Genomic DNA, 26,892 nt, shown 5'->3' with positions numbered 1-26,892 from the left:
TCTAGCATGGGCGTGTGAACCCGATCCGCATCACTGACCCGGCCGACCCCCGCCTGGATGACTTCCGCGACCTCAACCGCTCCGACAACCGCCCCGATCTACCGGGCGGGAAGGGGTTGGTGATCGCGGAGGGGCCCCTGGTGGTGGGTCGGCTTCTTGCGTCCCGCTTCCCGGTGCGTGCCCTGGTGGGCTTCGGTTCCCGACTGGCGAGCTTCCTTGCGGAGCAGGATGTTCCAGCCGGGATCCCCGTCTACGAGGTAGAACGGGAGGCGCTGAAACAGGTCGCCGGGTTCGACCTGCACCGCGGACTACTGGCGGCGGCCGACCGGGTGCCCGAGGCCCCGGTGTCCGAGGTGATCGCCCCCGCCCGCTCCGTGGTGGTTCTGGAGGGCGTGGGAGACCACGAGAACATCGGCTCGCTGTTCCGCAACGCCGCCGGGCTGGGAATCGACGCCGTGCTCTTCGGCAACGGCTGCGCGGACCCGCTCTACCGCCGGTCGGTCCGGGTGTCCATGGGACATGTCCTGCGGACCCCGTACGCGCATTTTTCGGGCACCTTCACCACCTGGCAACGCGAGCTCGAGGAACTGCGGGCCGCGGGCTTCCGGCTGGTGTCACTGACCCCGGACCCTGCGGCGCAGGACCTGGCCGGGGCACTGGTCGACGCCGCAGGTCGTCCCTGGGAGAAGGTCGCGCTGCTGGTCGGTGGTGAGGGGCCCGGACTGACCGAGCACGCCATGCGGGCGACGGACGTCCGGGCCCGGATCCCCATGGCCCCGGACACCGACTCCCTGAACGTGGCGACGGCGGCGGCCGTCTCCTTCTACGAGCGGCAGCGCTCCCTGCGCTAGGGGCGGTCAGTGTGCCGGAGTTTCTCCGCCACCGTGGCCCGGGTCTGCTTCGCCCGGTGCCAGAGCCCCTTTCCCAGCCGCTTCGCGACGCCCGCCGCTGCCCCGGCGAGACGGGCGGCCTCGGTACCGGCTCCGGAGACGGTTGAGGGGCCGTCGGAGGCTTCCTCATAGTCGTCATACCCGCTGCGGTTGGCTCCCAGTCCGAGACGGGCGGAGGCGGCGCTGGCGATCTGGCTGACACTGCGCATGCGGGTGGTGGGGTGCGGTTCCACCTTCGGTTCCGGTCGGCCGTCCACCGCGTAGGCCACGACGTTGATGTCCGGGCCCTCCGGGGAGACCTCCACCCCCAGCCAGGTGCGTTCCGCCTCTGCGACCAGTTCCGTCGGACGGAAGGGCAGGTAGATCCCACCCAGCTGTTCCCCCCGCTGCCCCGCCCAATAGGGGTTCTCGAAGGGTTCGGGGAGCCCCTGATCCTCGATCAGTTCCATGGGGCGGGCGCAGAGGGAGCGCTTGAGCTGCCCGTCCTGCCAGCGGGCGAAACCGCCGAAGCCGGTGGTTTCATTGGCGGCAAAGGCATAGACCGTGGGTGCCTTCACTGAACCCAGCAGCTGCGGGCTGAGTTCGGAAAGGAGCGTCAGTTCCTCCACCACGGTCTGCACGATGGTGATGCCGGGGAAACCCGCCACATAAAACTCCCCGGGTGAGGCCGGGGTGGAACGGTTGAGCGGGAACTGGCCGATCGGGCTGATCGGCCAGGCGGGATTCAGCTGTGCCAGATACTTGCGTCCGAATCCACGGTCCGCCCGAGGTTCCGCCTCAATGACAGCGGCAGGGGAGTCTGTGGTGACAAACCAGAGGGTGACGACCACGCCACTCGAGGTCTCATCACGGTCCCAGAAATCCATCTCGCCTCATCCCCGCCCGGATCAGTTTCTCGGACGCTTGGTGTTGGTGCGCACGCCCAACAGGACGTCCTCCCAATGCGGGGTCACCGCCTTGCGGCGCCGCTTCTGCGGTGCCTGCTCGGGCTCCGGGTCCCGCAGCTCATCTTCCTCGGACTCCTGCTCAACCGGCACCGGCTGCAGATCATCACGGTCCCGCACGGGGTCGGGTTGCTGGGAGCCCGGCTGTTCCGCGGGTTCGGCCAGTTCCTCGTAATAGCGACCTCCGTCCGAACCGATCGAGGTCAGGGAACGGACCGGTTCGATGAAGTCCGGGTCCGTCAGGTCAGCGGCCACGCCGTTGCGGGCGACCGCGGTGGGGGAGCTGGTGGTGTGGTTCTGGAAGGTCCACTCGGCGACATTGTCGCTGTGACCGGCACGCCAGGAGACCCGGATGACCCACTGGCCGGAGGAATCGCGGTAGGCGTCCCACACGGCGGTGGTCAGGTCCGTGCCCCGGGCGGCGAAGGCGGTCGCGAGCACTTCCGCCAGGGTGAGCTTGGCGGGACCGTCATCCCGTACCGGGTGGGCCTGCTTCGCCAGCTCCGCCACCCGCGCCCGCTCCAGCAGTACCGGATGCGCGAAGGGCTCCACCCGCGCCTCAGTCACGCCCATTTCCTCGGCGAGGTCGGCGAGTGAGGTGCCGCCCCGGATCCGGTCCTGAATCTCCCGGGGCCGCAGGTTCATGGGGGTGGAGAGCCGGGGATCCGGATCCGGTAACGGACGAGGTTCCCTCGGTGGCGCGGGCGCGGGAACCGGGCGCTTGGCCGGTTCCGCCGGTAGCTCCTCCCGCGGCTCGGCGGGTTCTGGCGTGGCGGGCCGCCGCCCCAGCAGCACCGCCCGGAGATTGTCATCGACGGCGAGGAAGAACTGCTCGGCGGACTCGTCCGGTTCCGCAGTCGTACGGAATACCAGGGACGACTCCGTCGATTCACTGCTGACGAGAAAAAGCTCGCGCATGCCGTTCTCCTTCGAAGATGGTGGGCAGGTCGGGTGTCCCTTCCAACCCTAACGCAGAAAAGCGCCGCAGCGCGGGAGGCTGCGGCGGATGTTCTGCGGTTATCGCTGGTTAAGCGCGCGCATGGCCGCCGTCGAGAATGAAATCGACCGCCTTGGTCAGCTTCTCGACGTCGGTGGTCTCGATCGCCGGGAACATGCCGACGCGCAGCTGGTTGCGGCCCAGCTTACGGTAGGGCTCGACATCGAGGATGCCGTTGGCCCGCAGGATCTTGGCCAGCGCGGCGGCGTCGACGGACTCGTCGAAGTCGATGGTGCCGACCACCAGGGAGCGCTTGGCGGGGTCCGAGACATAGGGGGTGGTCTCCGAACGCTGCTCGGCCCACTTGTAGAGGGTGTCCGAGGAGGCGGTGGTGCGGGCGACCATGCCGTCAAGACCACCGTTGGCGTTCATCCACTTCACCTGGGCGTCGAGCATCAGCAGGGTGGCGACAGCCGGGGTGTTGTAGGTCTGGTTCTTCCGCGAGTTGTCCACGGCGGTCTGCAGGTTCAGGAAGGCCGGGATGAAGCGGTCGGAGGCGTTGATCTTCTCGATCCGCTCCAGGGCGGCCGGCGACATGGCCGCCAGCCAGAGGCCACCGTCGGAGGCGAAGCACTTCTGCGGGGAGAAGTAATAGACGTCTGATTCCGCGATGTCGACGGGCAGCCCGCCGGCACCGGAGGTGGCGTCGATGGTGACCAGCGAGCCGTTGGAGCCTGCCGGGCGGGTCACCGGGACCATGGCGCCGGTGGAAGTCTCATTGTGGGCCCAGGCGATCACATCGGCGCCGTCGATGGCCTGCGGCTCGGGAGCATCCCCGGTGGGGGCCTCCAGGACCGTGGGGTCCTCCAGCCAGGGAGCCTGCTTCGCGGCCTTCGCGAACTTGGAGGAGAACTCACCGAAGGAGAGGTGACCCGACTTACGTTCGATCAGGCCGAAGGTGGCGGCATCCCAGAATGCCGTGGCCCCACCCAGCGAGGTCACGATCTCATAGCCCTCGGGCAGGGAGAAGAGCTCCGCCAGACCCTCGCGCACGGAGCCGACGACATTCTTCACTGGCGGCTGGCGGTGGGAGGTGCCGATCACGGTCTGGGCACCGTCGACGACCGCCTGGATCTGCGCGGGGCGTACCTTGGAGGGGCCACAGCCGAAGCGGCCATCGCTGGGCAGCAGCTCGTCTGGAAGGGTCGGGAACTGGGAGGTCTCGGTCATGTCTCCTGCACACTTTCGCGTCGCTCACAATAGAAACTGGACCTCACTCACTTTAGCCATACCGGTTGATGAATAGGTAGGCGCTGCGGCGCTTCCCACTCCAAGCGGGGGTGGTGGCGGGTGGCCTTGCGGGTTGTGGATACGGCAGCATGCGTGTTGTTGCTATCACAAAGTTTGCTAGACTGTGTCCAGTTCCATTACGTGTCCTGTCGCGGGCGCGCGATGTCGGGGGAATCCCGGCGTTTCGCAAGCTGGGAAGGGGTGCGGGAGCATGCCGGAACGGATAATTCAATAGTGCGGATCTGGATTGCGGCGAAGGGTGGTCAGTCCTTGGCTTAACCGGATTCACGTACTGCCGTACGTGGTAGCGTCGATACGGGTTGAAATATGACTCACGCTTCCCGGCGGGTATAGCGTGAATTGAGGTTCGCTCTTCGAAAAAAGAGTGCCTGCAAGCCGTCAGGTCGCCGGTCGTGACCGGCGGCTGTCCCGGTCCGGGAATATTTTTGACAACTGATGTTTGAAAGGGAAACTGTGGCTTCTGACAACAAGGAAAAGGCCGTACTTCACTACCCCGGTGGTGAATTTGAGATGGACATCAAGCAGGCCACCGAGGGAAACTCGGGCGTTGACCTGAACAAGATGCTCAGCGAGACCGGCTACGTCACCTTTGACCCCGGTTACGTCAGTACCGGTTCCACGGAGTCCAAGATCACCTACATCGACGGTGGCAACGGCATTCTCCGCTACCGCGGTTATGACATCGCAGACCTCGCCCAGAACGCCACCTTCAACGAGGTTTCCTACCTCCTGATCAAGGGCGAGCTGCCGACCCTGGACCAGCTGCACCACTTCAACGATGAGATCCGGCACCACACCCTGCTGGACGAGGACTTCAAGTCCCAGTTCAACATCTTCCCGCGCAACGCTCACCCCATGGCCGTGCTCGCGTCCTCGGTGAACATCCTGTCCACCTACTACCAGGACCAGCTCGATCCGCTGAACGAAGAGCAGCTGGACAAGGCTACCGTGCGGCTGATGGCCAAGGTGCCGATGCTGGCCGCTTACGCCTACCGTGCTTCCCGTGGCAAGCCCTACATGTACCCGGATAACTCGCTCAACGCCCGCGAGAACTTCCTGCGCATGATGTTCGGCTACCCGACCGAGCCCTACGAGATCGATCCGATCCTGGTCAAGGCCCTGGACAAGCTGCTGATCCTGCACGCCGACCACGAGCAGAACTGCTCCACCTCCACGGTCCGCATGATCGGCTCGGCCCAGGCGAACATGTTCGCCTCCGTCGCCGGCGGCATCAACGCCCTGTCCGGCCCGCTGCACGGCGGCGCCAACCAGGCCGTCCTGGAGATGCTGGAAGACATCAAGAACAACCATGATGGCGATGCCACCGAGTTCATGAACCGCGTCAAGAACAAGGTCGACGGCGTGCGTCTGATGGGCTTCGGCCACCGCGTCTACAAGAACTACGATCCGCGTGCGCAGATCGTCAAGGAGACCGCCCACGAGATTCTGGAGCACCTCGGCGGCGACGACCTGCTGGACCTCGCGCTCAGGCTCGAGGAGATTGCGCTCAACGATGACTACTTCGTCTCCCGCAAGCTCTACCCGAACGTGGACTTCTACACCGGCCTGATCTACCGCGCCATGGGCTTCCCGACGGACTTCTTCACTGTCCTGTTCGCCATCGGCCGCCTGCCGGGCTGGATCGCGCACTTCCGCGAGCAGCTGGAGATGAACACCAAGATCAACCGTCCCCGGCAGATCTACACCGGTGAGACGCTGCGCAAGTTCACCCCGCGTGAGCAGCGCTAAGGGCTAGACTCCGCCGCACCGTCGCGCCCGACGGGCCGGATGCCGGACCAGACACATATACTGTCTGGGAAGCGTCCGGCCCGTTTTGCCGTTTCCTGGGTCGGAACCAGACGCAATATCTTTAAGAATCCAAGGAGTTTCACCTCATGGAAAAGCCGCAAATCGAGACCCCGACCGGTCCCGCCCCAGAGGACCTCGTCATCGTCGACCTCATCGAGGGCGAGGGTGAGGAGGCGCAGGGCGGTGGCCTCGTTGAGGTTCACTACGTCGGCTTCGACTTCGAGACGGGCCAGGAGTTTGACTCCTCCTGGGACCGTGGTCAGAGCATCGAATTCCCGCTGACCGGTCTCATCGCCGGCTGGCAGGAAGGTATCCCGGGCATGAAGGTCGGCGGTCGTCGGCAGCTGACCATCCCCCCGGAGGCCGCCTACGGCCCCGCCGGCGGTGGACACCCGCTGTCGGGCCGGACGCTCGTCTTCGTGATCGACCTGCTGGGTGTCGGCGGGTAATTCCGCGGCAATCCGGCATCGGGAGGGCAAGCCAGTTTCGGCTTGCCCTCTTTTGTCCCCGCCGTGCGGGCTTTCGGTGTTGAATGGGGGCATGAGTGACATGAATGTACCGAACCTGACACTTAATGACGGCACGGAGATGCCCCAGCTGGGATTGGGGACCTGGAAGCTGGAGGGGGAGGAGACGCTGCGTGTGGTCCGGGAGGCGATCGCCCTCGGTTACCGCCACATCGACACCGCAGCGTCATATGACAATGAGGAGATGATCGGCCGGGCCGTCGCCGACGCCATCCGGGCGGGCGACGTCACGCGGGAGGAGCTCTTCATCACCTCGAAGGTCCGGAATGAGGACCAGGGGGCGGAACGGGCTTCCCGGGCCTTCCAGGGCTCTCTGTCCCGGCTCGGGCTGGATTACCTTGATCTCTACCTGATCCACTGGCCCTGGCCGCAACGGGGTTTGTATGCGGAGACCTTCGCTGCCATCGCCAAGATCCAGGGACTTGGCACCGTGCAGTCCATCGGGGTGGCCAATTTCTATGAGGAAACGCTGCGGGAACTTGTCGCCGACACCGGCGTCACCCCCGCAGTGAACCAGGTGGAGATGCACCCGGGGTTCTCGCAGGCACCCCTGCGGGCCGTGCATGAGGAGCTGGGGGTGATCAGCGAGGCCTGGTCCCCCCTGGGGCGGGGAATCCTCCTCCAGAACCCGGTGATCGCGGATATCGCGGACCAGGTGGGGCGCTCGTCGGCCCAGGTGATCCTGCGCTGGCTGATCCAGTTGGATGTTTCCGTCGTCCCGAAGACGGCGGGCGAGCTGCGGCTCCGGGAGAACTTCGATCTCTTTGATTTCGAACTCTCGCCCGGTCAGGTCAATCAGATCTTGGCCCTGGATGATCTCAGGGGGTTCGGCCGGATCTTCGGCGACCCGCTGACCTATCCCGGGGAAGCCGGGTAGTTCCCGTCGCCGATGGCGGGGGAGACGTATTCCTGTCTCAGTGACGGCATCGGCAAGGTGAGTGAAGACAGTGAATGTTGCCATGACCCCCTTTGCATGATTGGCAGATGGAAGAATCTTCAGGTTTCGGGGGTGGGCAGGGAACTTATATCACTGCAGGATATTGGGAGGATCGGGGGTGCTTTCTGGCGTGGAGCTCAGGAAGTCACGGCATTCACTTAATCATTGCACTGTGAGTTGGGTAACTTAAGTTAGCAACTGGGATTGTGACCGTACCCACAGGGCGGGACAACCCCTGTCGTCCCCAGCACCGTTTCAACGGTAGAGAAAGTGAGATGAGAAGCCAGTGAGCTCCACACCTCAGATTAAACAGCGGCGGGAGCCGACCTCCGAAGAATTCGTGGCTATGCAGAAGAGCCCTGAATTTCAGGACCTGCGCTCCAAGTTCCGGGGTTTCGCCTTCCCCATGTCGGTGGCGTTTTTCGTGTGGTACATCGCCTATGTGGTGGTGGCCACCTTCCTCCCGGATGTCATGGCGATTGAGCCGATCCCCGGCTTCAACATCGGCATCATTCTCGGTCTCGCGCAGTTCGTGACGACCTTCCTGATCACCGCCATCTACATCCGGTTCGCGAACAAGAACCTCGAGCCCCGTCAGACCGCCATCCGCGAAGCAATGGAAGGCTAGGAGTGCAACATGAATAACACGCAGATTCTTGCGCAGGACATTCAGGCGGGAAACCCCGTCCTGAACATCGTGGTCTTCGTCGCCTTCATCGTGATCACCATGACCGTGGTGCTGCGGGCCGGTAAGTCCACCAAGGAGGCCTCGGACTTCTACACCGGTGGCGCCTCCTTCTCCGGCACCCAGAACGGCCTGGCCATCGCGGGTGACTACCTGTCCGCCGCGTCCTTCCTGGGTATCGTCGGCGCCATCGCGCTGAACGGTTATGACGGCTTCCTGTACTCCGTCGGCTTCTTCGTGGCCTGGCTGGTGGCGCTGCTGCTGGTCGCCGAGCCGCTGCGCAACGTCGGCCGCTTCACGATGGCGGACGTGCTCTCCTTCCGGTTGCGGCAGAAGCCGGTCCGCATCGCGGCGGCCTTCGCTACCCTGTTCGTCTCGCTGTTCTACCTGATCGCGCAGATGGCCGGCGCCGGCTCCCTGGTTTCTGTGCTGCTCGATCTGCACGGCTTCGCCTCGCAGGCCATCGTCATCGCCATCGTCGGTGTCATCATGATCGCCTATGTCCTGATCGGCGGAATGAAGGGCACCACCTACGTCCAGATGATCAAGGCAGTTCTGCTGGTTTCCGGCGTGGCCGTCATGACGGTCTGGGCATTCGTCGCCATCGGTGGTGGCTTCAACACCCTGCTCGATGAGGCTGTCAGCATGCACGCCGGTTCCCAGGCGATCATCGATCGCGGTTATGAGGCCACAGATATTCTGAACCCGGGTCTGCAGTACGGGGCCACCGTCGCCAAGCAGCTGGACTTCGTCTCCCTGGGGCTGTCCCTGGTCCTGGGTACCGCCGGTCTGCCGCACGTGCTGATGCGCTTCTACACCGTGCCGACGGCGCGGGAGGCCCGCAAGTCCGTGGTCTGGGCCATCGTCCTCATCGGCGCCTTCTACCTCATGACCCTGGTCCTGGGCTACGCCGCCGGCGCCCTGGTCGGCCCGGATGCGATCCTCGCTGCCCCGGGTGGGGCGAACGCCGCTGCCCCGCTGCTGGCTCTCCAGCTGGGTGGCCCGATCTTCATGGCCCTGATCTCCGCGGTCGCCTTCGCCACCGTGCTGGCCGTCGTCGCCGGTCTGGCGATCACCGCGTCCGCCTCCGTCGGCCGTGACATCTACGACGCCGTCTTCCGCGACGGCCAGTCCACCGAGGCCGAGCAGGTGCGCGTCTCCCGCATCACGGTGGTGGTCATCGGCATCGCCTCGATCATTCTGGGCATCCTCGCGATGCAGCAGAACGTCGCCTTCCTGGTGTCCCTGGCCTTCGCCATCGCGGCGTCCGCCAACCTGCCGACGATCCTGTACTCCCTGTACTGGAAGAAGTTCAACACCACCGGAGCGGTCTCCTCGATCTACACCGGCCTGATCGCTGCCCTGGTCCTGATCTTCTTCTCCCCGGCGGTCTCGGGCACCGAAACCTCCATGATCCCCGGCGCCGACTGGGCGATCTTCCCGCTGACCAGCCCGGGCCTGGTGTCCATCCCGCTGGCCTTCCTCGCCGGCATCATCGGCACCTACGTGGGGAAGCCGGACAACCTCGATCACCTCGCCGCCGAGATGGAGGTCCGTTCCCTGACCGGCGTCGGCGTGGAGGCTCCGGTCGACCACTAGTCACCGCCACAGTCGTGTCTCGCGCATACTGAGCTAACCGGTACCGCCCTCGCAGCCGCTGCGAGGGCGGTACTACTATCTATGGCCATGACCTCAGGATCTTCCGGGGCGGGAGCGGGGGAGCAGATGATGCAGCGGGGCACGGGACGCCGGCGTGGCCGAGTCGGTGCCGTGCTGGCGATCATCATGGTTCTCGCACTGCTCGCCATCCCCGTTGTCGTCGTCTTCGGCGGTGACCGCAGCTCTTCCCCGATCACTCTGAACAGTCGCGCTGATGAGTCGGCCGGCCGCGCTGTCCTGGATGTCCCGGAAACCGCGGGATGGAACCCGGATACTTCTGCGACGGCAGGGGAGATGGAGGACTTCCTCCGCAACTCCACCGGCTCCCAGGTCACCTTCGTCCGGCTGACGGACGGCTTTCACGCCGGTACCGCCACGGAGCGTTTCGCCCGCCCCGCGCTGAGCCTCAGCAAGCTCTACATCGCGGACTACGTGCTCCGGCACGGCAGCAACGTCGAGATCTATGAAGCGATCGAGATGATCCGTTCCTCCGATGACCGCATGGCTGAGGAACTCTACGAAAAGTACCCGGACTCGATCGACGAGACCGCCGAGACCTACGGGCTATTGTCCACCCGTGGAGACGAACGCTGGGGATACAGCGTGACCTCCACCTACGACGTGGTGACCTTCATCGCCGCGCTCATGGAGTCCGACATGACCCACCCCATTCTCGTGGCCATGGCCGCCTCCGAGGACGTGGCCGCCGATGGCTATGACCAGGATTTCGGTACCGCGGTGCTGTCTGGTTCCCTGGGAACGAAATGGGGCTGGTCCGACAACCGTCAGCTACACTCCTCCGTCACTTTCGGGGAGGACTGGGTGGCTGCGGCCGCGGTCACCGGTTCCGCCGAGGATCTGAGCAGCCTGGTGAGCTACCAGATCGAGGATCTGCCCGGGATGGAGCTGTAGGGGCAGCTTCTACTGGATCTGGCTGGAGAGCTGATTGAGCAGGCGGGCGCCCTCCTGGATCTGCTCCGCACTCGGCATGGAGGAGCCGTTGATCGTGAGGGACTCTCCCGGGGAGCTGGGGATGCCCGGCAGCCCGCCACCGGACTGGCCCGGAGTCCATTGGCCCCAATCCCGGGCGTAGACGTTGTTGATGTCCACACCCACGCCGCCCACGGTGTCCTTGTCGATGCGGATCTGGTGCAGTGTGGTGCGCTGGTGGATCCGGCCGTTCGAGCCCCAGTTGTGTAGCCAGAAAAATTCGCCGAGACCGTCGGCGATGGCCCAGTCGATCGTGTCGTAGTTGCCGTAGACGCCCAGCTGGAGGCCGGCGGCGGACAGGGCAACCTTGAACGCCTGGAGATAGGGGCGGATCAGTCTGTTGTACTGGTCGCGGGAGGGATTGTCGTCGATGGCGACGTAGATCGGACACCCGGTGGGACCACCGGCCGCCTTATGCAGGGCGATGGCCTGTGGGGCATGGACGGCAGCCCCAGCAGCTCCCCGCAACCAGTCCGCATTCCCCGCCTTGCCGAACTGGTAGACACTCGCGGTCTGCAGCCCCAGGTCGGCCATCGCCCGGGTCTCCCGGGCCGTGACCGGCTTGCCGAGCATCCAGGACTCGGTGCCCGGCCGACGTTCCGAGACATAGCGCACCGCGCCGAGGTGCCCGGCGTTCTTGATCGCCTGGGCAGTAGGGACGCCGGCGGCGTAGTCGATCACGGTTCCCAGAACCGGTCCGGGGGCTGCGAGAGCGTGCGGTGCGGCCTGCGTGGCGACGCCCGCGGTGAGAGCGACCGCGGTCGCCCGGAACAAGGTTCGGCGGCTGATCGGGGTGGAGAAGCGGGACTGGGTCATATCAGGAATTCCTTCGGGATCCGCCTGCTGTGTAGAGACACAACAGGAACAATGGCAACAGCAGTCACAATATCAATCGGTGGACACCTGCACCATAAATACAGAAGGCAAAGAAAACCCCGGCCAGTCCACGACTGGCCGGGGGAGAAGGCTGGGTTAGTAATTAGCCGGCGGATCACTGGTGGGGAAGGACTCATCGCCCCACTCATCGGCGAGCTCTTCGGGGTCCTCCGCGAAGTTGCCCTCCTTGTCTCGCTTCTCGTCCTCTTCCTTGGCCCGGTAGTCGGCCTTGTCCTTCTTTTCCTTCGGGTCCGGGTTGTTCTGGTCGTTATCGCTCATCAGCTGCCCTTTCTCGAGATGGATCAGGGTGTGTCTCGGCGGTCTCCTTCTCGGGCGACCGCCTTGGCATCCCAGGATACTCCTTCTACGGGGCCGCGCGCCGGGATCGTTGCATGACCGGGAAAGTTGGGGGAGGAAAGAAATATCGGGCTGGACGGCCTCCGGAAGACCGAACGGCAGGTGAGGGGTTTCTTCTCCGGACGTCTGGGCTGGATTGCTGTTCTTGTCCAGACGATAGCCGCAAAGGCCTACTGGGTATGTCCCACCACCGAAGGGCGTGGCGTCGGGCTGCCGTAGGGGACGGGAGTGAAAACGAAAGGGCCGGCCAACCGTGCATGGGTACATCAGGCTGTCCGAGTTCTGTGAAAGGTGTGCAGATTTCCGGCCGATCTTCATTGCCATTCTCGGAGTCTGTGGTCGGGTGGGCCAATGGCGCGGTGGAGTGGCCTTCGAGCGAGTCTCCTCGGTGCGGTGTGTCTCCGAATGGGCTCGTTCAGCTCTCCAGGGGCAGACCAGGTGATTGAGGATTCGGTGGTGCCATACCGGGCGCCCGCCGAGTGTGCTGACCTGTCGGTGCCGGGACAGCGGTACGCCTGGGAGGACTTTCGGCGCGAGGATACCGCGCGCAGCTAAGTGAAGTTGTGCAAACAGCAGGTTTCCAGCCGGTGGCCGGGCTTCCTGCCATTTAACTTAGCTATCAGGGATACGGCTCCATAACAGCCGTCCGTCATGCTGTTCCCTACTCATGTGCAGGGGCCACTCCAATGATATTTGGGGGTTAAGGTGCGTTTATGCCAGGGGTGATCTGAAACATTAGCGCAAAATATTGTTGCATTCATCACATATAACATGTATCTTTTAGCTAAATTAATTTGCAGGTCCACAAGCTGAAGGTTTCAGGCGGACCGTGAGAGAAAGGGGTGAGCTATGAAGACTATCCGCGAGCCACTGTCGACGTCGCGTGCGGCAGTGCTCGGCACAATCGGTGTGATCGGATCCGGGGTGGTCGCCGAGATATTCCTTCGATCTGGCTTGATAGCGACCGAAGGTTTACCGATCCCCAGCCAGGTCATCAGTGGGGCGGTTGCCCTTGTACCTGACGGTGGGTTCTGGCAGCAAGTAGGCTTCACCCTCGGTGAGTGGGCGCTCGGAATGATCATCGCCACCGTCGTGGGGGTGGTGCTGGGCGGACTGATGGGGGCGTTCACCTCCTCGTACATCGCCTTCGAATGGCCGGTGGAGGCGTTCCGGGTGCTGCCCTCGGTGGCCTTGGCCCCGATCCTGGTTCTGCTCGTGGGACGCGGAATGGTAGCCCTCTCGCTCGCCGTCGCACTGGCATGCGTGTGGCCGATCCTGCTCAACACCATGTATGGAGTGAGGGGAGTGGACCCCACGTCGGTTAACACGGCCCGCACATTCGGGATGAGCGAGATGCAGATCCTGTCCAAGATCAAGATTCCTACCGCGCTACCGTTCGCGTTCACCGGGATCCGAATCTCTGCGTCGATCGGCCTCTTGGTGGCAGTGTCGGTGGAACTGCTCGTCGGGGATGGCTCCGGTATCGGCGGATTCATTCTGACCCAGTCAGCAAACGCAGCGAATCTGGACATCGTCTACGCCGCGACCCTCATCGCCGGCTTCATCGGTGTCATCGTCAACCTGGTAATGGCGCGTGCTGATTCTCTAGTTTTTGCCTGGAAGAAGGGACTTAGCCAATGACTAGCCAATCAATAGCTGTGACACCGAGCGACCCGGTTACCGGGGTCGAAACCTCCTATCACCAGCAGGAAAGTACGTCCCCCACAGGTGTGGGACAGACCTCGCCTTCAAACGGGGCGAAGGGCATGCGAACCGGGACGAGACACCGAAGGGGGAGAGGGGGAAAGACGGCGTCGACGGCACTGCTGCGTATGTCCGTGCCTGTGCTAATCATCGCCGCGTGGTGGGGGATCTCGCAGACGGAGATCACCGGGCTGTTTGTTCCCGCCCCACACGAGGCCGTGCTGCGGTTCTGGGACGAGTTCATTGTCGGGGACGCGATCGTCGCGCACACCTTTCCGAGCTTGTTCCGAGCGCTCTGCGGGCTCGGGCTGGCAATTGTCATCGGTATCGCCGTCGGCGTGGTACTGGGTACCTCGACTATCCTCACGGGTCTCTTCCAGCCACTGGTGCATCTGGGACGGTCATTGCCCTCACCGGCGCTCCTGGGGGTGTTCTTCTTCTTGTTCGGGGTCGGCGATGCCCCGAAGGTCTTCCTCATTGCGTTCGCGGTGGTGTGGCCGATCCTGCTCAACACCATCGACGGGGTTGGCGCGGTGGGGGAGACCAGATCGCAAGCAGCACAGGTCTTCCGAATCCCTGCCCACCGGGTCCTGGCCAGTATCGTCCTCCCCGGCGCCTCACCGAAGATCTTCGCCGGTATCCGCACCTCGATGTCCTATGCCCTGATCATGATGATCATCTCGGAGTTGCAGCGTTCGGAGAACGGGCTCGGCTACATGCTCGTGCAAGCCCAGCGCAACTTCGACTTCTCCACTTTCTTCGCAGTACTGATCATGCTCGTAATCATCGGTGTGATCTTCAACGTCATCTTCAAGACCATCGAACACCGCGTTCTGGCGTGGCACATAGGAGTTACTGCAAATGATGACTGAATCCAAAGTTGATTCCCCCGCTGTGATCAACTCATCCCCACCGGAGCTGACACTGGACGGGCTATCCAAGACGTACGGTGATAACCTCGCCGTCCGCTCGATCACAGCGGACGTGCCGGCGCACAAGATAACCGTGATCGTCGGCCCGTCGGGATGCGGCAAGTCCACCCTGCTCCGAATGATCTCAGGCCTGGACAAGCCTACCGCCGGCACCGCGTTCTTCGAGGGAGAGGAGGTGACCGGGGTTCCAGAGGGGTTGGCCATGGTATTCCAGGACTATTCCCGTTCGCTGTTTCCCTGGATGCGGGTCAACAAGAACATCGCATTCCCGATCAGGGGCCTTTCTAATCCCGAACGGAACAGGCGGGTCGAAGAGAGCATCGAGGCTGTGGGACTGTCTGGTAAAGAACACCTCTATCCCTGGCAAATGTCCGGTGGTATGCAGCAGCGAGTGGCGATCGCCAGGGCGCTTGCCTCCCAGCCCAAGTTGTTGCTGATGGACGAGCCATATGCCTCCGTTGATGCCCAGACCCGAGCGGATCTGGAAGATCTGCTCATGACAATTCAGACCCGCCTGGGGATCACCGTGCTGGTGGTGACCCACGATATCGACGAAAGCGTTTATCTCGCTGACCAGATCGTCGTGTTGTCCAAGCCACCGAGTGTCGTGGCCGAAGTGATCGAGGTCGGCCTGGAGCGTCCACGCGATCACCTGCGCACCAAGACCTCGAAGGAGTTCATCGACATCCGTGCTCGCGTGACCGCCCTCCTCCGACCATCAGCCAGTTCCGAGGAAATTCTCAACACCTAAGAACCACCGTGGCGCGCGTCCACGATATACGCGAACGTATTCCAGGCTCACCCATCATTGGAGGAAAAATGTCCAAACTAACTAAAGCTCTCGGTGTGGTCGTTGCCGCCACCGCCCTCGCATTCACCGCCGCGTGTGGAGGAGAGGCCGACACGGCAGCCACAGGAAACGGTGAAATCGAACAGGCCGATGTGACTGTCGGGGCCCTGCCCATCGCCGACTTCTCTACCCTGTGGTGGGCCGATGAGAACGGCTTCTTTGAAGCTGAAGGGCTGAACGTCACCATCGAGCCCGTGCAGGGCGGGCCCGTCGGTGCGCAGATGGTCGCCAGCGGTGAGCTGGACTTCACAACGTCGACGACGTTCAACACCGTAAGTGCCACCGACAATGGGATGCCGATCGATACGGCTGCGCTGTTGAGTGGTTCCGCTGACAATTCAATCGCTATGTACGTGAAGCCGGATTCGGACATCCAGGGGATCGAGGATCTCGACGGCGCGACTATCGGCATCAATAACACCAACAACACGGGCGACGTGACCTTCAACGCGCTTGCTGACCATCTGGGTGTCGACGTCACTCCGACTTTCATCGAGGTGCCGTTCCCGGAGATGCTCGCTGGTGTGCAGTCCGGCTCCATTGACGTGGGTTACTCACCTGAGCCCTATCTCAGTGCGGCATGGGATGCCGGGATGCGGCAGATCATCGATCTCACCGATGGGCCGAACAATAAGATTGCCACGTCCAATATCGTCTCCGGTAGGGCGTTTTTGAACAGCAATCCCAACACGGCTGCAGCCTTCTCTCGGGCCCTGTATGCGGCCAACGAGGATATTCTGGCGAACGAGCAGGAATGGCGCGATTGGCTGCCCTCCATTGCGCACATCGACGAGGGGACGGCTCAGACACTCCCGATGCCGGTGTTCTACACCGTCATGGACGCGGATGCCGTTCAGCATATTGCCGATCTCATGATCTCGCAGGGGATTGTCAGCGAAGACTACGATGCCTCCGAGTTCATCTGGGAGGGAGAGTCGTAGGAGTAGGCTCTGGTATGGCACGGGGAGCGGCATGCCGCTGAACCTGTGGCACAATCTCCCCCCGGATCACACGAGAACGTGTGATCCGGGGGGCTTCCTCAATCGTGACCCCCGGGGCCGCTACGTGTTTGTGTGGCTCTCGGGGGCGCGAGGATCACGGCCGCTACCGGCGGTGGAAATAGATTCGAAAAGCCGGGCCAACAAATGGGAAAGCTGTTCGGCTTCCTCAGCGGACAGGTCGGCCTTGAGCCGGCCGAGATTCTCGTAGTGCGAGCGAGCGGCTCGGTCTATCAGTTCCATTCCCGATGCCGTGAGCTGGACGTGGATGACTCGTTGGTCGTTGGCGTCACGGTGACGGACGACGAGACCCTCCTCCTCAAGTTTCTTGACCCGTAGGGTCAAGCCGCCGGTGGTCACGAGAGTCTGTTCAGCTAATTCACCCGCTGTCAGCGTGTAGGACGGTTCGGCGCGTCTGAGCGCGGCAAGAACGTCGAATCCGGGTTCGGATGTTCCCAGCTCGGCGAACAGCGAACTGATTTCCGTGCGGTACAGCAGGAACGTGCGGTGTAGGCGCCCGAAGACCTTCAGCGGTGAGACATCGATATCCGGTAAGACGACCTGCCATTGGGCGATGATGGCATCGACAGCATCGCGGTGCATGCTCGGCACGATTTCAATCCCGCGCTCGGAAGCGCCCGGATGTGATTTGCGGGGGTATGGACCGGACACCGTGGAATCCTATCGTCGGTAGTGATTATGCTGCTGGACGCGCCTGCTGGGGCGGGGCTCCTCCCGGGCGTGGCCGGGAGAATAACGCGTAGCGTTTCAGGTGCTCATCGTATCGATAGGGTGCTCCCTTGAGGAATTGGCGCGGGACACACCAGTCCCGAGACCCAGTCCCCCGAAACGAACGTCGCGGGTAGGGTCCCTCAACCGACAATGGCGGGCTGTGCGTGAGCAATTCAGCGGCTTCCAGCTCATTGAAGCTGGGCTCATGGGGCGGGGAGTTCGGTGCTGCAGGAGATCGGAGTACTGGTGTCAAAGACGGCCACTAGCCCCAGGCTGCGGATGTCCTGCCGGCCCTTCGTGATGGTTGGTTCGGCCTAATTGCGGTGGGATTGGTGGTAATCGTCGTTCCGAGAACGACGGCACCCCAGTCTGTACCAGCGAAAGTCCAGTTCATGCGGTATTTCCGTAAGTGCCCCAGAGAGGAATCGAACCTCCGACACCGGCTTTAGGAGAGCCGTGCTCTATCCACTGAGCTACTAGGGCAGTGCTGCAGCTCCAAATGTAGCGCACCACTTTTCAGAGCTGAAAACCGGGGTGGATTCCCCGGGGCGATTCCTGCGGGATGTACTGGGCAAACGCACTAGACTGGGAGTATCAGCCCCCGGCCATCAAGCGCGCCGGGGCAACCGATCGCCACCGGGAGCCGAGATGGATCTTCACAAGCCCACCTTCATCGATGTCAAGCGTCGTGAGATCGTCGCCCGGCTCATCGAGGAGGACGGTATCCCCGCGCTGGCCATCGATCAGATCCTGGAGGACGGCTCCCTCAAGCCGCTGATGCTGCTCAACAGCGTGGACGCCCAGCAGCTCGCGAACACCCTGGAGGTGTACACCAAGCAGGTGTATTCCGCCGAGATGTCGGGCAAGCGCGTCGGGTTGTCACCGCATGAGATGCTCGCCCTCTTCGGCGGACACAGCTGATCAGCCGGCCAGTTCCTCCAGTTTGCGGCGCACGGCGCCCGCCGGGGGATTGGTCGCGTGGCTGTCGTCGCTGTAACGGACGGTTGGCACCACCCGGTTGCCCTCGTTGACGGACTCGACCCAGGCTGCGGCCTCGGTGTCCTCGTCCACGTTAACGGTGGTGTACGGGGTTTCGGTGCGATCGAGGTTGCTCATCAGCTTCTTGCAGAAGGGGCACCAGTCGGTCATGTAGATGGTCACCGGATCGCTCATCGCTCAACGGTCCTTTCGTTCGTAACGCTGAAACCGGTACCGGACCGGTCCCGGGAAGTTTTCTTCTCCCGCAAGTCTAAGCTCTCCGCGGGCGGAAGCGTGCCACCCGGTCTCCGAGACGAGCTCGAAGTCCGCCGGGATCTGCGGGGCGAGCACCGCGGCGTCGCCGAGCACCGGCCGCAGCTCGGCGTCGATGACGGTGATCTCGAGGACCGCGACGTCATCAAGCGTGGCGTGGTAGACCTGCGAACCACCCATGATCCAGGTGTCACCGCCCAACGGCGGAAGTTCCGCGAAGACCTCGGCACCGGCGGACCAGTCACCCGGGGCACGGGAGGAGAGGATGAGATTTTCCCGCCCGGGCAGGGGACGGACCTTCTCCGGAAGGGATTCCCAGGTGTGGCGGCCCATGATCACCGGATATTTGAGGGTGATCTCCTTGAAATGAGCCAGGTCCTCAGGGATATGCCAGGGCATGTCGCCCTCGAATCCGATGACGCCGTCCCGGGTCTGAGCCCAGATCGCGCCGAGCACTAGACCGCGACCTTCGCCTTGATCGCCGGGTGCGGGTCATAGCCGATGACCTCGACGTCGTCGAAGCCATAGTCGAACATCGAGTCGGCCTTGTGCAGTTTCAGCTGAGGGTAGGGGCGCGGCTCGCGGGTCAGCTGTTCGGCCACCTGCTCGTGATGGTTGTCGTAGATGTGGCAGTCCCCGCCGGTCCAGATGAACTCGCCGACCTCAAGGCCCGCCTGCTGGGCGAACATGTGGGTCAGCAGGGAGTAGGAGGCGATGTTGAAGGGCACGCCCAGGAACATGTCCGCGGAGCGCTGGTAGAGCTGGCAGCTGAGCCTGCCGTCGGCCACATAGAGCTGGAAGAGCAGGTGGCAGGGCGGCAGGGCCATGTTCTCCAGCTCGGAGACGTTCCAGGCCGAGACGATGTTGCGGCGGGAATCGGGGTTGTCCTTCAGCGTCTCCAGTGCCTGCTGGATCTGGTCGATGTGACGGCCGTCCGGAGTGGGCCAGCTGCGCCACTGCACGCCGTAGATGGGCCCGAGTTCGCCGTTCTCATCTGCCCATTCATTCCAGATGCGGATGCCGTTGTCCTGCAGCCACTGGACGTTGGAATCGCCGCGCAGGAACCACAGCAGCTCACCCACGACTGACTTGAGGTGGACCTTCTTGGTGGTCAGCAGCGGGAAGGAGTCAGCCAGGTTGTAGCGCAGCTGGCGGCCGAAGACACTGGTGGTTCCGGTGCCGGTGCGGTCACCCTTGGCGGCACCCTCGGCGAGGATCTCCCGCAGCAGGTCCTCGTAGGGCGTGGGAATGGAAGAAGCGGCGGTCATGGGGCCTACTTTAGGGCTTCCGGCCGCAATTTTGCCAGCTAAGCAGCTCAGCGGTAACCGTCATTTTCCTGCCGGAACTCCTCGGCCAGTGCCAGGATGTCGTCGGCCAGTTCCTTCCGGCAGATGAGCAGGTCCGGCAGATAGGTGTCCTCGTTGTTGTAGCGCAACTCGGAACCGTCCAACCGGGAGCAGTGCAGACCGGCGGCTGTGGCCACGCCCACCGGGGCTGCGGAGTCCCACTCGTACTGCCCACCGGCGTGGACGTAGGCGTCATAGTCGCCGAGGAGGACGTGCATCGCCTTGGCGCCGGCGGAGCCGATCGCACCCGTGTCGAAGCCGAACTGGCCGGCGATGTGCAGGGCCACTGCCGGGGGACGGTTGTGGGAGATGGCGATCTTCTTCGCGTACGGGCCCTTGACGGCGCGGGCCTCCTCGGAGTCGAAGACCACGCCCAGGTCCGGTAGCCCGACGGCGGCGTGGATGGGGATCCCGTTCTCCACGAGGGCGATGTGGACCGCCCAGTCCTGCCGCCCGGTGGCGAATTCCTTGGTGCCGTCCAATGGGTCAATGATCCAGACGCGCTCCTTGGTCAACCGGGCGCGGTTATCGGCGGCCTCCTCGGACAGGAAGCCGTCATCCGGGCGGTGCTGTTCCAGCACCCGGGCGATCCAGTTCTGTGCCAGGTCATCACCGGCGTCACCGAGCTTGCGGCCCTGGAGCAGACCGACATCCCGCACCCCCTTGAGGATTTCTCCCGTGCCCTGTGCCAGCAGGCGGGTCAGCCGCGCGTCATCGATGTGAACGGTCATGGGGGCGAGTCTAACCGGTTGGTTAAAGTAAGGCATGGCCAAAAACATCCTGGCGCGATTTCGTCCGCAGGTAGCCACCTGGTTCGAGGACGTCTTCGCCGCACCGACTGCCGTCCAGGAGCAGGCCTGGGAGAAGGTCTCCGACGGTGACAATGCTCTGGTGGTCGCCCCGACGGGCTCCGGAAAGACCCTGGCTGCCTTCCTCTGGGCCCTGAACTCCCTGGTGGAGCCCGCGGGGCAAACCGTGCTGCAGCTGCCGGAGTCCCCGGCGGTGCCGGTCCGCGGGCGGGGAGTGAAGGTGCTCTACATTTCTCCCCTCAAGGCGTTGGGGGTGGACGTGGAGAACAACCTGCGTGCCCCACTCACGGGCATCTCCCGGGTGGCCGACCGGCTGGGACTGGACATGCCGAACATCACCGTCGCCGTGCGCTCCGGGGATACTCCGCAGGCGGAGCGGGCCCGCCAGGTCCGTAAGCCGCCGGACATCCTGATCACCACCCCGGAATCGGCCTACCTGATGCTGACCTCGAAGGCGGCCGCCGTTCTGCGCGACGTCGACACGGTCATCATCGACGAGATCCATGCCCTGGCCGGCACCAAACGCGGCGCCCACCTGGCGCTCAGTCTGGAACGGCTGGAACGCCTGGGGAACCGGAAGATCCAGCGGATCGGCCTGTCTGCCACGGTGCGGCCGTTGGAGACTGTCGCGGCCTTCCTGGGTGGGGACCGGCCGGTGGAGATCATTGCCCCGCCGGCGGACAAGGCCTGGGAACTGGACGTCCACGTGCCCGTGCCCGACATGTCAGACCTGCCGGTGCCGGAGGAGGGTTCCACCATCGGGGACCTGGTGGTCGATGATCCGCTCGGACTGACCCAGCCGCTGGAAGAACCGACGGATGTGGGGGAGTCCGCCCTGCCCACCCAGAAGTCCATCTGGCCGTTCATCGAGACCGAGCTCTACCGGGAGGTGCTGGACGCCCGCTCCACGCTGGTCTTCGTCAACTCCCGGCGCACTGCGGAACGGCTGACCAGCCGACTCAACGAGCTCTACGCCCAGCAGTACGCCCCGGAGACTCTGTCCCCGCCGACCCGGCGCGATCCCGCACAGTTGATGGCCCAGTCCGGGGTGGCCGGGCAGGCACCGCCGGTGATCGCCCGGGCCCACCACGGTTCGGTGTCCAAGGACGAGCGTGCCCTCACGGAACAGATGCTCAAGGAGGGCACCCTGAAGGCGGTGGTGGCCACCAGTTCGCTGGAGCTGGGCATCGACATGGGCGCGGTGGACCTGGTGATCCAGGTGGAGTCTCCGCCGTCGGTGGCCTCCGGCCTCCAGCGCGTCGGGCGCGCCGGGCACACGGTGGGGGCGGTGTCCCAGGGCTCGTTCTACCCCAAGCACCGCTCGGATCTGGTGCAGTCCGCCGTGACGGTGGAGCGGATGCGTTCCGGGCTGATCGAGGAGCTGCAGGTGCCGCGCAACCCCCTGGATGTGCTGGTGCAGCAGACGGTGGCCGCCGTGGCCGTCGAGGACCTGGACGTGGAGGAGTGGTACGCCACGGTGCGGCGGGCCCGCCCCTACCGGGAGCTGCCGCGTGACGTCTTCGACGCCGTGATCGACCTGGCGGCCGGGGTCTACCCGTCCACGGATTTCGCGGAGCTCAAGCCCAGGATCGTCTTCGACCGGATCTCCGGGATGATGAGTGCCCGGCCCGGCGCGCAACGGGTGGCGGTCACCAGTGGTGGCACGATCCCGGACCGCGGGATGTTCGGGGTCTTCCTGGCCGGCGGGGAGGGCGCTCCCCGCCGGGTGGGGGAGCTGGATGAGGAGATGGTCTATGAGTCCCGGGTGGGGGACGTGTTCACCCTCGGGGCATCGAGTTGGCGGATCGAGGACATCACCCGGGACCAGGTGATTGTGACGCCGGCGCCGGGGCACACGGGTCGGTTGCCGTTCTGGACCGGGGACGGCGCGGGACGTCCGGCGGAGCTGGGGGAGGCCCTGGGAGGCTTCCGTCGGGAGGTGCACGCCGATCCGTCGCGGCTGGCGGGATTGGGGCTGGATGAGTACGCCCGGGACAATCTCTCGGCCTTCCTGGCCGAGCAGGCCGAGGCCACCGGGGTGGTCCCGGATGAGAAGACGCTGCTGCTGGAGCGGTTCCGGGATGAGCTCGGGGATTGGCGGGTGGTGCTGCACAGCCCCTACGGGCGGGGCGTCAACGCCGCCTGGGCCTTGGCGGTGGGGGCCCTGGTCGCGGAACGGACGGGGATGGACGCCCAGGCGGTGGCCGGGGACGACGGCATCGTCCTGCGGCTTCCGGAGGGGGAGGAGGAACCTTCCGCGGCGCTGTTCCTGATCGACGCCGAGGAGATCGGCGACCTGGTCACCGAGCAGGTGGGCAACTCCGCGCTGTTCGCCTCCCGGTTCCGGGAGTGCGCGGCGCGGGCCCTGCTGCTGCCGCGCCGGAACCCGGGGAAGCGGGCACCGTTGTGGCAGCAGCGCCAGCGCGCGGCGCAGCTGCTGGATGTGGCGCGCAAGTACCCGAGTTTCCCGATCATCCTGGAGACGGTGCGGGAGTGCCTGCAGGACGTCTACGATCTGCCGGCACTGACCCAGTTGTGCCGGGACTTAGGCCACCGCCGGGTGCGTATCGCCGAGGTCACCACGGAACAGCCCAGCCCCTTCGCGTCCTCGCTGTTGTTCAACTACACGGGCGCGTTCATGTACGAGGGGGACTCCCCGCTGGCGGAGAAGCGGGCGGCGGCCCTCGCGCTGGATCCGTCCCTGCTGGCGAAGCTGCTGGGCGAGGTGGAACTGCGGGATCTGCTGGACTCCACGATCATCGCCCAGGTCCATGCCCAGCTGCAGCGCACCGATCCGCAGCGCCGGGCCCGCGGGCCGGAGGAACTGGCGGATGTGCTGCGCATCATCGGACCGGTTCCACTCGACGAGCTGAGCGATCACTGCAGTTTTGCGCACCCGCTGCAGCAGGCCCGGGCGGTGTTGCGCGACCGGGTGATGGTGGTGCGTATCGGGGGCCGTGAGCATCTGGCCCAGGCCCTGGACGCGCCGCTGCTGCGCGACGGCCTGGGGGTCCCGGTCCCGCCCGGGATCGCCGCCCAGGTGGGCACCGTCATTGACGCCCTCGACCAGTTGGTCGGCCGTTTCTCCCGGACCCGTGGCCCCTTCACGGTCCAGGACCTCGCCGAGGCCTTCGGACTGGGCGTCGGCGCCGCGCACTCCGCCCTGCAGCAGGCGGCGGGCAAGGGCACGGTCGTCGAGGGACGCTATCGGCAGGGCGTGGTTGAGCAGGAGTACTGCGCCGCCGAGGTGTTGCGGATCATCCGTTCCCGGAGCCTCGCGGCCGCCCGGCAGGAGACGGAACCGGTTTCGGGCACCACCTTCGCCCGCTTCCTGCCCGACTGGCAGCAGGTGGCGGCCGTGGGGGAGCGCGGCACCCTGTCCGGTCCCGACGGGGTGTTCGCCGTAATCGAGCAACTGGCCGGGGTCCGCCTGCCGGCCTCCGCCTGGGAAACGATGGTGCTGCCCTACCGGGTGGGCGACTATTCGCCGGGCTTCCTCGATGAGCTGACCGGCACCGGCGAGGTGCTGATCGTGGGGGCGGGCTCCGCCGGCGCCCGGGATCCGTGGATCATGCTCCTGCCGGCCGACTATGCCGCGCAATTGGCTCCCCAGGTCGAGCCCACCGGGCTCAGTGGTCTGCAGGAGTCGGTGCTCACGGTCCTCGGTCGGGGCGGTGGTTTCCATTTCCCCGAGCTGCTGGCAGAGACCACCGGCGAGGACCTGGGACTGGTCACCGGTCAGACCACCACCGAGCAGCTGCGGGAGGCGCTGTGGGGGCTGGTGGAGATGGGGTTGGTCTCCCCGGACAGTTTCACCCCGGTCCGGGCGCGCCTGGCCGCCGGCGGCACCACCGCCCACCGTGCGAAGCGGCGCCCCACCCGTTCCCGGCTGCGCATGGGGCGCACCAGTTTCACCCAGGCCACCCGGGCGGCGTCGACGGTGCCGCCCGACATGGGCGGACGCTGGGCACTGGCGGTGCGCGCCACCGACGACGCCACCTCCCGGTCGGTCGCCCACGGCGAGGCCTGGCTGGACCGCTACGGTGTGCTGACCCGCGGCAGTGTCGTGGTCGAGGATGTGCTCGGCGGCTTCGCCCTGGCGTACAAGGTGCTGTCCCGTTTCGAGGAGAACGGGCGCGCGATGCGGGGCTATGTCATCGAGGGCCTGGGGGCCGCCCAGTTCTCCACCCCGGCCGTGATCGACCGGCTCCGCGGGCTGTCCGACACCCCGGACCTGGAGGGCTGGCCCTCGGGTACCGGACAACCGGCCCTGCATCTGCTCGCCGCCGCCGACCCCGCGAACCCGTACGGTGCGGCTCTCCCGTGGCCGACCACCGGTCCCAGCCGGGCGGCCGGGGCCAGCGTCATCCTGGTCGACGGTCTGCTGCTGGCACACCTGACGCGGGGTGGCCGGAGCCTGACCCTGTTCCTGGAGGAACTGCCCGAAGGGTTGCCGGTGGATCGCGCCGGGCTGGTCGCGATGGTGGTCACTGCGCTGGCCGACGCAGTGACCCGCAACGCCATGACCCGGGTGGTCGTGGAGAAACTCAACGGCACTCCGGCCCTGGAACACCCGATGCTGGAGCTGTTCCGGCGCGCCGGGGCCGGCATCACCCCGAAGGGGATCCGGATCGGGGCGCGCCCCAGCACCGGCGGGCCCCGCCGCGGCCGCAGCATCGCCCAGGCCCTGGATGAGTTGCAGTGAGCATTGTATTGGGCGCTCTCAGATGGCTGACAGGTAAAATAAAGGTAATGTGATCGCCGCGGGGCGGGCCAGGGCCCGTGGGGTCGCCGCCGTGCACCGTGCCAGCCGCCGAATGGGGGAGAGCTGCTGACGGAAATCCGGTGCAGAGGATGTCGACCCCGCGGTTTCCCGCCCCGGTCCCAGCAGTACCCTGGGCGGCATGCCCGAGGGTGATTCCGTCTTTCAGTTGTCCCACCGCCTGCAGTTCATGGTTGGCCGGGAGGTGTTGGCCTCTTCCCTGCGGGTCCCCTCGGTTGCGCTGGCCGATTTCTCCGGTGCCGCTGTCGCAGCGGTGTGGCCGTATGGCAAGCACCTGTTCATGCGGATCGGGGAGCGCGTGCTGCACACCCACCTCAAAATGGAGGGCACCTGGGCGATCCACCTGAAGGGCGACCGGTGGAAGAAACCCGGGCACACCGCCCGGGTCGTGCTCGAGCTGGCGGGCAGTCCGCACCCGCGCCCCATCGAGGTGGTCGGCCATTCCCTGGGCCTGGTCCGGGTCTTTCCCGACAACCAGTACGGGGAGCGGATGGGGTACCTCGGTCCGGACGTGCTGGCCGGGGACTGGGAGGAGAGCGGATACGGGACGGCCCGTGCCCGGCTACTCGCCCGGCGGGAGCGTCCCGTGGGTACCGCCCTGCTGGACCAGAAGAATCTGGCCGGGGTGGGCAACGAGTACCGCGCGGAAATCTGCTTCGTGTGCGGCGTGCACCCGGCCACCCCGGTTTCGGCGGTGGACATCGACCGGGTTCTCACGGTCACGCGGAAACTCATGTGGGAAAACCGCAACTCGCCGATCCGGGTGACCACCGGAGTCAGACGGGCCGGGGAGAACACGTACGTCTTCGGTCGTAATCAGCGGCCGTGCCGGCGTTGTGGCACCCGCATCGTCAAGGATTTTCTGGGTGGCGTCGATCTGGGTGGGGACGCCGAGGAACTCGAGCGGGTCATCTGGTGGTGTCCGAGCTGTCAGCCTGCGCCGACCGGTTACGCCGCTGCCGGGCGCGGTTGATGAGGAATCCGACCGCCACGAGGACGGCCAGCGAGATCAGCGCGTAGACGACCGTCGAATACTGGTCCATGAGGTTGCTGACGGTGTGCCAGCTCTCCCCGAGCCATACACCGCAACCGATCAACGCGGCATTCCAGATGGCGGACCCCACCAGGGTGAGCAGGCCGAATTTCACCAGGTTCATCCGGTCCACACCCGCCGGGATGGAGATCAGGCTGCGGATGCCCGGGATGAACCGGCCGAAGAACACCGACCACTGCCCGTAGCGGTCGAACCAGCGCAGGGACTTGTCGACGTCCTCGGCCTCCACCAGCCACATCCAGTCGGCGATCCGGCGGAGGCGCTCGGACCCGATCGCCGCACCGATCCAGTAGAGCAGAAAGGCGCCGGCAACTGAGCCCGCGGTGGCCCAGATGAAGGCCGCCCAGACATTCAGCGAGCCCTGCGAGGAGGTGAACCCGGCCAGCGGCAGCACCACCTCAGACGGGATCGGCGGAAAGAGGTTCTCCAGAAGGATGGCGATGCCCACCCCGGGGGCGCCCAGGGTCTCCATGAGGGAGATCACCCAGTTGACTATCGAATCAAGCATGCA

The 26,892-nt window shown here is 65.0% G+C and carries 25 protein-coding genes and 1 tRNA gene; 14 read left to right on the top strand and 12 right to left on the bottom strand.

All coding sequences use genetic code 11. The features are described 5' to 3' along the window. Positions 1-14: 14 nt before the first annotated feature. Entirely contained in the window at positions 15-851 is an 837-nt protein-coding gene (locus ACQCVD_RS05195; protein WP_426822650.1) for a TrmH family RNA methyltransferase, read from the top strand. Here ACQCVD_RS05195 and ACQCVD_RS05190 read toward each other — a convergent pair. The 3 genes from ACQCVD_RS05190 to serC form a co-directional block, all read right to left on the bottom strand. After that, positions 848-1,756: a DUF6928 family protein gene (locus tag ACQCVD_RS05190; protein WP_426822649.1), complete on the bottom strand. Its 909-nt coding sequence runs from the start codon at positions 1,754-1,756 to the stop codon at positions 848-850. The genes ACQCVD_RS05195 and ACQCVD_RS05190 overlap by 4 nt on opposite strands. 21 nt (positions 1,757-1,777) lie before the next feature. Continuing rightward, a complete protein-coding gene (gene sepH, locus ACQCVD_RS05185; RefSeq protein ID WP_426822648.1) occupies positions 1,778-2,752 on the bottom strand; it encodes a septation protein SepH in 975 nt (324 codons plus the stop codon). Positions 2,753-2,861: 109 nt separating this feature from the next. Next, positions 2,862-4,001, bottom strand: a complete 1,140-nt coding sequence (serC, locus tag ACQCVD_RS05180; protein WP_426822647.1) for a phosphoserine transaminase — start codon at positions 3,999-4,001, stop codon at positions 2,862-2,864. A gap of 516 nt (positions 4,002-4,517) precedes the next feature. Between serC and ACQCVD_RS05175 the strand changes: the two genes are divergently transcribed. From ACQCVD_RS05175 to ACQCVD_RS05150, 6 genes are all read left to right on the top strand, one after another. Next, positions 4,518-5,831: a citrate synthase gene (locus ACQCVD_RS05175; protein ID WP_426822646.1), complete on the top strand. Its 1,314-nt coding sequence runs from the start codon at positions 4,518-4,520 to the stop codon at positions 5,829-5,831. Between the two features lie 146 nt (positions 5,832-5,977). Further along, positions 5,978-6,340 carry an FKBP-type peptidyl-prolyl cis-trans isomerase FkpA gene (fkpA, locus tag ACQCVD_RS05170; protein ID WP_426822645.1) on the top strand — a complete coding sequence of 121 codons (363 nt, stop codon included), beginning with the start codon at positions 5,978-5,980 and terminating at the stop codon, positions 6,338-6,340. A gap of 91 nt (positions 6,341-6,431) precedes the next feature. Beyond that, positions 6,432-7,295 carry an aldo/keto reductase gene (locus ACQCVD_RS05165; RefSeq protein ID WP_426822644.1) on the top strand — a complete coding sequence of 288 codons (864 nt, stop codon included), beginning with the start codon at positions 6,432-6,434 and terminating at the stop codon, positions 7,293-7,295. A gap of 406 nt (positions 7,296-7,701) precedes the next feature. Next, on the top strand, positions 7,702-7,983 hold the full coding sequence (locus ACQCVD_RS05160) for a DUF485 domain-containing protein (RefSeq protein WP_426822643.1): 282 nt from the start codon (positions 7,702-7,704) through the stop codon (positions 7,981-7,983). 9 nt (positions 7,984-7,992) lie between these two features. Continuing rightward, complete coding sequence (locus ACQCVD_RS05155) at positions 7,993-9,639, top strand: solute symporter family protein (protein WP_426822642.1); 1,647 nt, start codon at positions 7,993-7,995, stop codon at positions 9,637-9,639. Between the two features lie 87 nt (positions 9,640-9,726). Next, positions 9,727-10,611, top strand: a complete 885-nt coding sequence (locus tag ACQCVD_RS05150) for a hypothetical protein (protein WP_426822641.1) — start codon at positions 9,727-9,729, stop codon at positions 10,609-10,611. Between the two features lie 9 nt (positions 10,612-10,620). Here the strand turns inward: ACQCVD_RS05150 and ACQCVD_RS05145 are convergent, their stop codons facing one another. Both ACQCVD_RS05145 and ACQCVD_RS05140 read right to left on the bottom strand, forming a co-directional pair. Next, on the bottom strand, positions 10,621-11,505 hold the full coding sequence (locus tag ACQCVD_RS05145; protein WP_426822640.1) for a DUF1906 domain-containing protein: 885 nt from the start codon (positions 11,503-11,505) through the stop codon (positions 10,621-10,623). Positions 11,506-11,661: 156 nt separating this feature from the next. Continuing rightward, positions 11,662-11,844: a hypothetical protein gene (locus ACQCVD_RS05140; protein ID WP_426822639.1), complete on the bottom strand. Its 183-nt coding sequence runs from the start codon at positions 11,842-11,844 to the stop codon at positions 11,662-11,664. 927 nt (positions 11,845-12,771) lie between these two features. On the opposite strand from ACQCVD_RS05140, the gene ACQCVD_RS05135 reads away from it, so the two are divergent. The 4 genes from ACQCVD_RS05135 (at position 12,772) to ACQCVD_RS05120 (ending at position 16,349) form a co-directional block, all read left to right on the top strand. Beyond that, positions 12,772-13,563: an ABC transporter permease gene (locus tag ACQCVD_RS05135; RefSeq protein WP_426822638.1), complete on the top strand. Its 792-nt coding sequence runs from the start codon at positions 12,772-12,774 to the stop codon at positions 13,561-13,563. Positions 13,564-13,754: 191 nt separating this feature from the next. Next, the gene (locus ACQCVD_RS05130) at positions 13,755-14,498 is read left to right on the top strand and encodes an ABC transporter permease (RefSeq protein WP_426822637.1); all 744 of its coding nucleotides are present in this window, start codon (positions 13,755-13,757) and stop codon (positions 14,496-14,498) included. Further along, positions 14,491-15,309, top strand: a complete 819-nt coding sequence (locus ACQCVD_RS05125; RefSeq protein WP_426822636.1) for an ABC transporter ATP-binding protein — start codon at positions 14,491-14,493, stop codon at positions 15,307-15,309. The genes ACQCVD_RS05130 and ACQCVD_RS05125 overlap by 8 nt, the downstream gene beginning before the upstream one ends. 68 nt (positions 15,310-15,377) lie before the next feature. Continuing rightward, positions 15,378-16,349: an ABC transporter substrate-binding protein gene (locus ACQCVD_RS05120; protein ID WP_426822635.1), complete on the top strand. Its 972-nt coding sequence runs from the start codon at positions 15,378-15,380 to the stop codon at positions 16,347-16,349. 120 nt (positions 16,350-16,469) lie between these two features. Here ACQCVD_RS05120 and ACQCVD_RS05115 read toward each other — a convergent pair whose 3' ends face one another. Beyond that, entirely contained in the window at positions 16,470-17,009 is a 540-nt protein-coding gene (locus ACQCVD_RS05115) for a MarR family winged helix-turn-helix transcriptional regulator (RefSeq protein ID WP_426822671.1), read from the bottom strand. Positions 17,010-17,548: 539 nt separating this feature from the next. Beyond that, positions 17,549-17,621, bottom strand: a tRNA-Arg gene (locus ACQCVD_RS05110). A 165-nt stretch (positions 17,622-17,786) separates the two neighbouring features. Between ACQCVD_RS05110 and ACQCVD_RS05105 the strand changes: the two genes are divergently transcribed. After that, positions 17,787-18,059: a hypothetical protein gene (locus tag ACQCVD_RS05105; protein WP_426822634.1), complete on the top strand. Its 273-nt coding sequence runs from the start codon at positions 17,787-17,789 to the stop codon at positions 18,057-18,059. Here the strand turns inward: ACQCVD_RS05105 and ACQCVD_RS05100 are convergent, their stop codons facing one another. The 4 genes from ACQCVD_RS05100 to ACQCVD_RS05085 are packed head-to-tail and all read right to left on the bottom strand — an operon-like array spanning position 18,060 to position 20,466. Next, a complete protein-coding gene (locus tag ACQCVD_RS05100; RefSeq protein WP_426822633.1) occupies positions 18,060-18,311 on the bottom strand; it encodes a mycoredoxin in 252 nt (83 codons plus the stop codon). Between the two features lie 3 nt (positions 18,312-18,314). Further along, complete coding sequence (locus ACQCVD_RS05095; RefSeq protein WP_426822632.1) at positions 18,315-18,845, bottom strand: dihydrofolate reductase; 531 nt, start codon at positions 18,843-18,845, stop codon at positions 18,315-18,317. Further along, positions 18,845-19,657 (bottom strand): thymidylate synthase, encoded by an 813-nt coding sequence (locus ACQCVD_RS05090; protein WP_426822631.1) that lies wholly within the window; start codon positions 19,655-19,657, stop codon positions 18,845-18,847. Before ACQCVD_RS05090 ends, ACQCVD_RS05095 begins: the two co-directional genes overlap by 1 nt. 47 nt (positions 19,658-19,704) lie before the next feature. Continuing rightward, on the bottom strand, positions 19,705-20,466 hold the full coding sequence (locus ACQCVD_RS05085; protein WP_426822630.1) for a 3'(2'),5'-bisphosphate nucleotidase CysQ: 762 nt from the start codon (positions 20,464-20,466) through the stop codon (positions 19,705-19,707). A gap of 34 nt (positions 20,467-20,500) precedes the next feature. On the opposite strand from ACQCVD_RS05085, the gene ACQCVD_RS05080 reads away from it, so the two are divergent. Both ACQCVD_RS05080 and ACQCVD_RS05075 read left to right on the top strand, forming a co-directional pair. Beyond that, positions 20,501-25,249, top strand: coding sequence for an ATP-dependent helicase (locus ACQCVD_RS05080; RefSeq protein ID WP_426822629.1), 4,749 nt, complete (start codon positions 20,501-20,503; stop codon positions 25,247-25,249). Between the two features lie 199 nt (positions 25,250-25,448). Next, positions 25,449-26,300, top strand: a complete 852-nt coding sequence (locus tag ACQCVD_RS05075; protein WP_426822628.1) for a DNA-formamidopyrimidine glycosylase family protein — start codon at positions 25,449-25,451, stop codon at positions 26,298-26,300. Here ACQCVD_RS05075 and ACQCVD_RS05070 read toward each other — a convergent pair. Continuing rightward, positions 26,236-26,889: a DedA family protein gene (locus tag ACQCVD_RS05070; protein ID WP_426822627.1), complete on the bottom strand. Its 654-nt coding sequence runs from the start codon at positions 26,887-26,889 to the stop codon at positions 26,236-26,238. The two genes, ACQCVD_RS05075 and ACQCVD_RS05070, sit on opposite strands and share 65 nt — an antisense overlap. Between the last annotated feature and the right edge of the window lie 3 nt (positions 26,890-26,892).

The sequence above is a fragment of the Corynebacterium halotolerans genome (assembly GCF_050107895.1).
Classification (GTDB): Bacteria; Actinomycetota; Actinomycetes; order Mycobacteriales; family Mycobacteriaceae; genus Corynebacterium; species Corynebacterium halotolerans_B.
The sequence above is the reverse complement of the archived record's forward strand: the minus strand, read 5'-3'. Positions and strand labels throughout refer to the sequence as shown.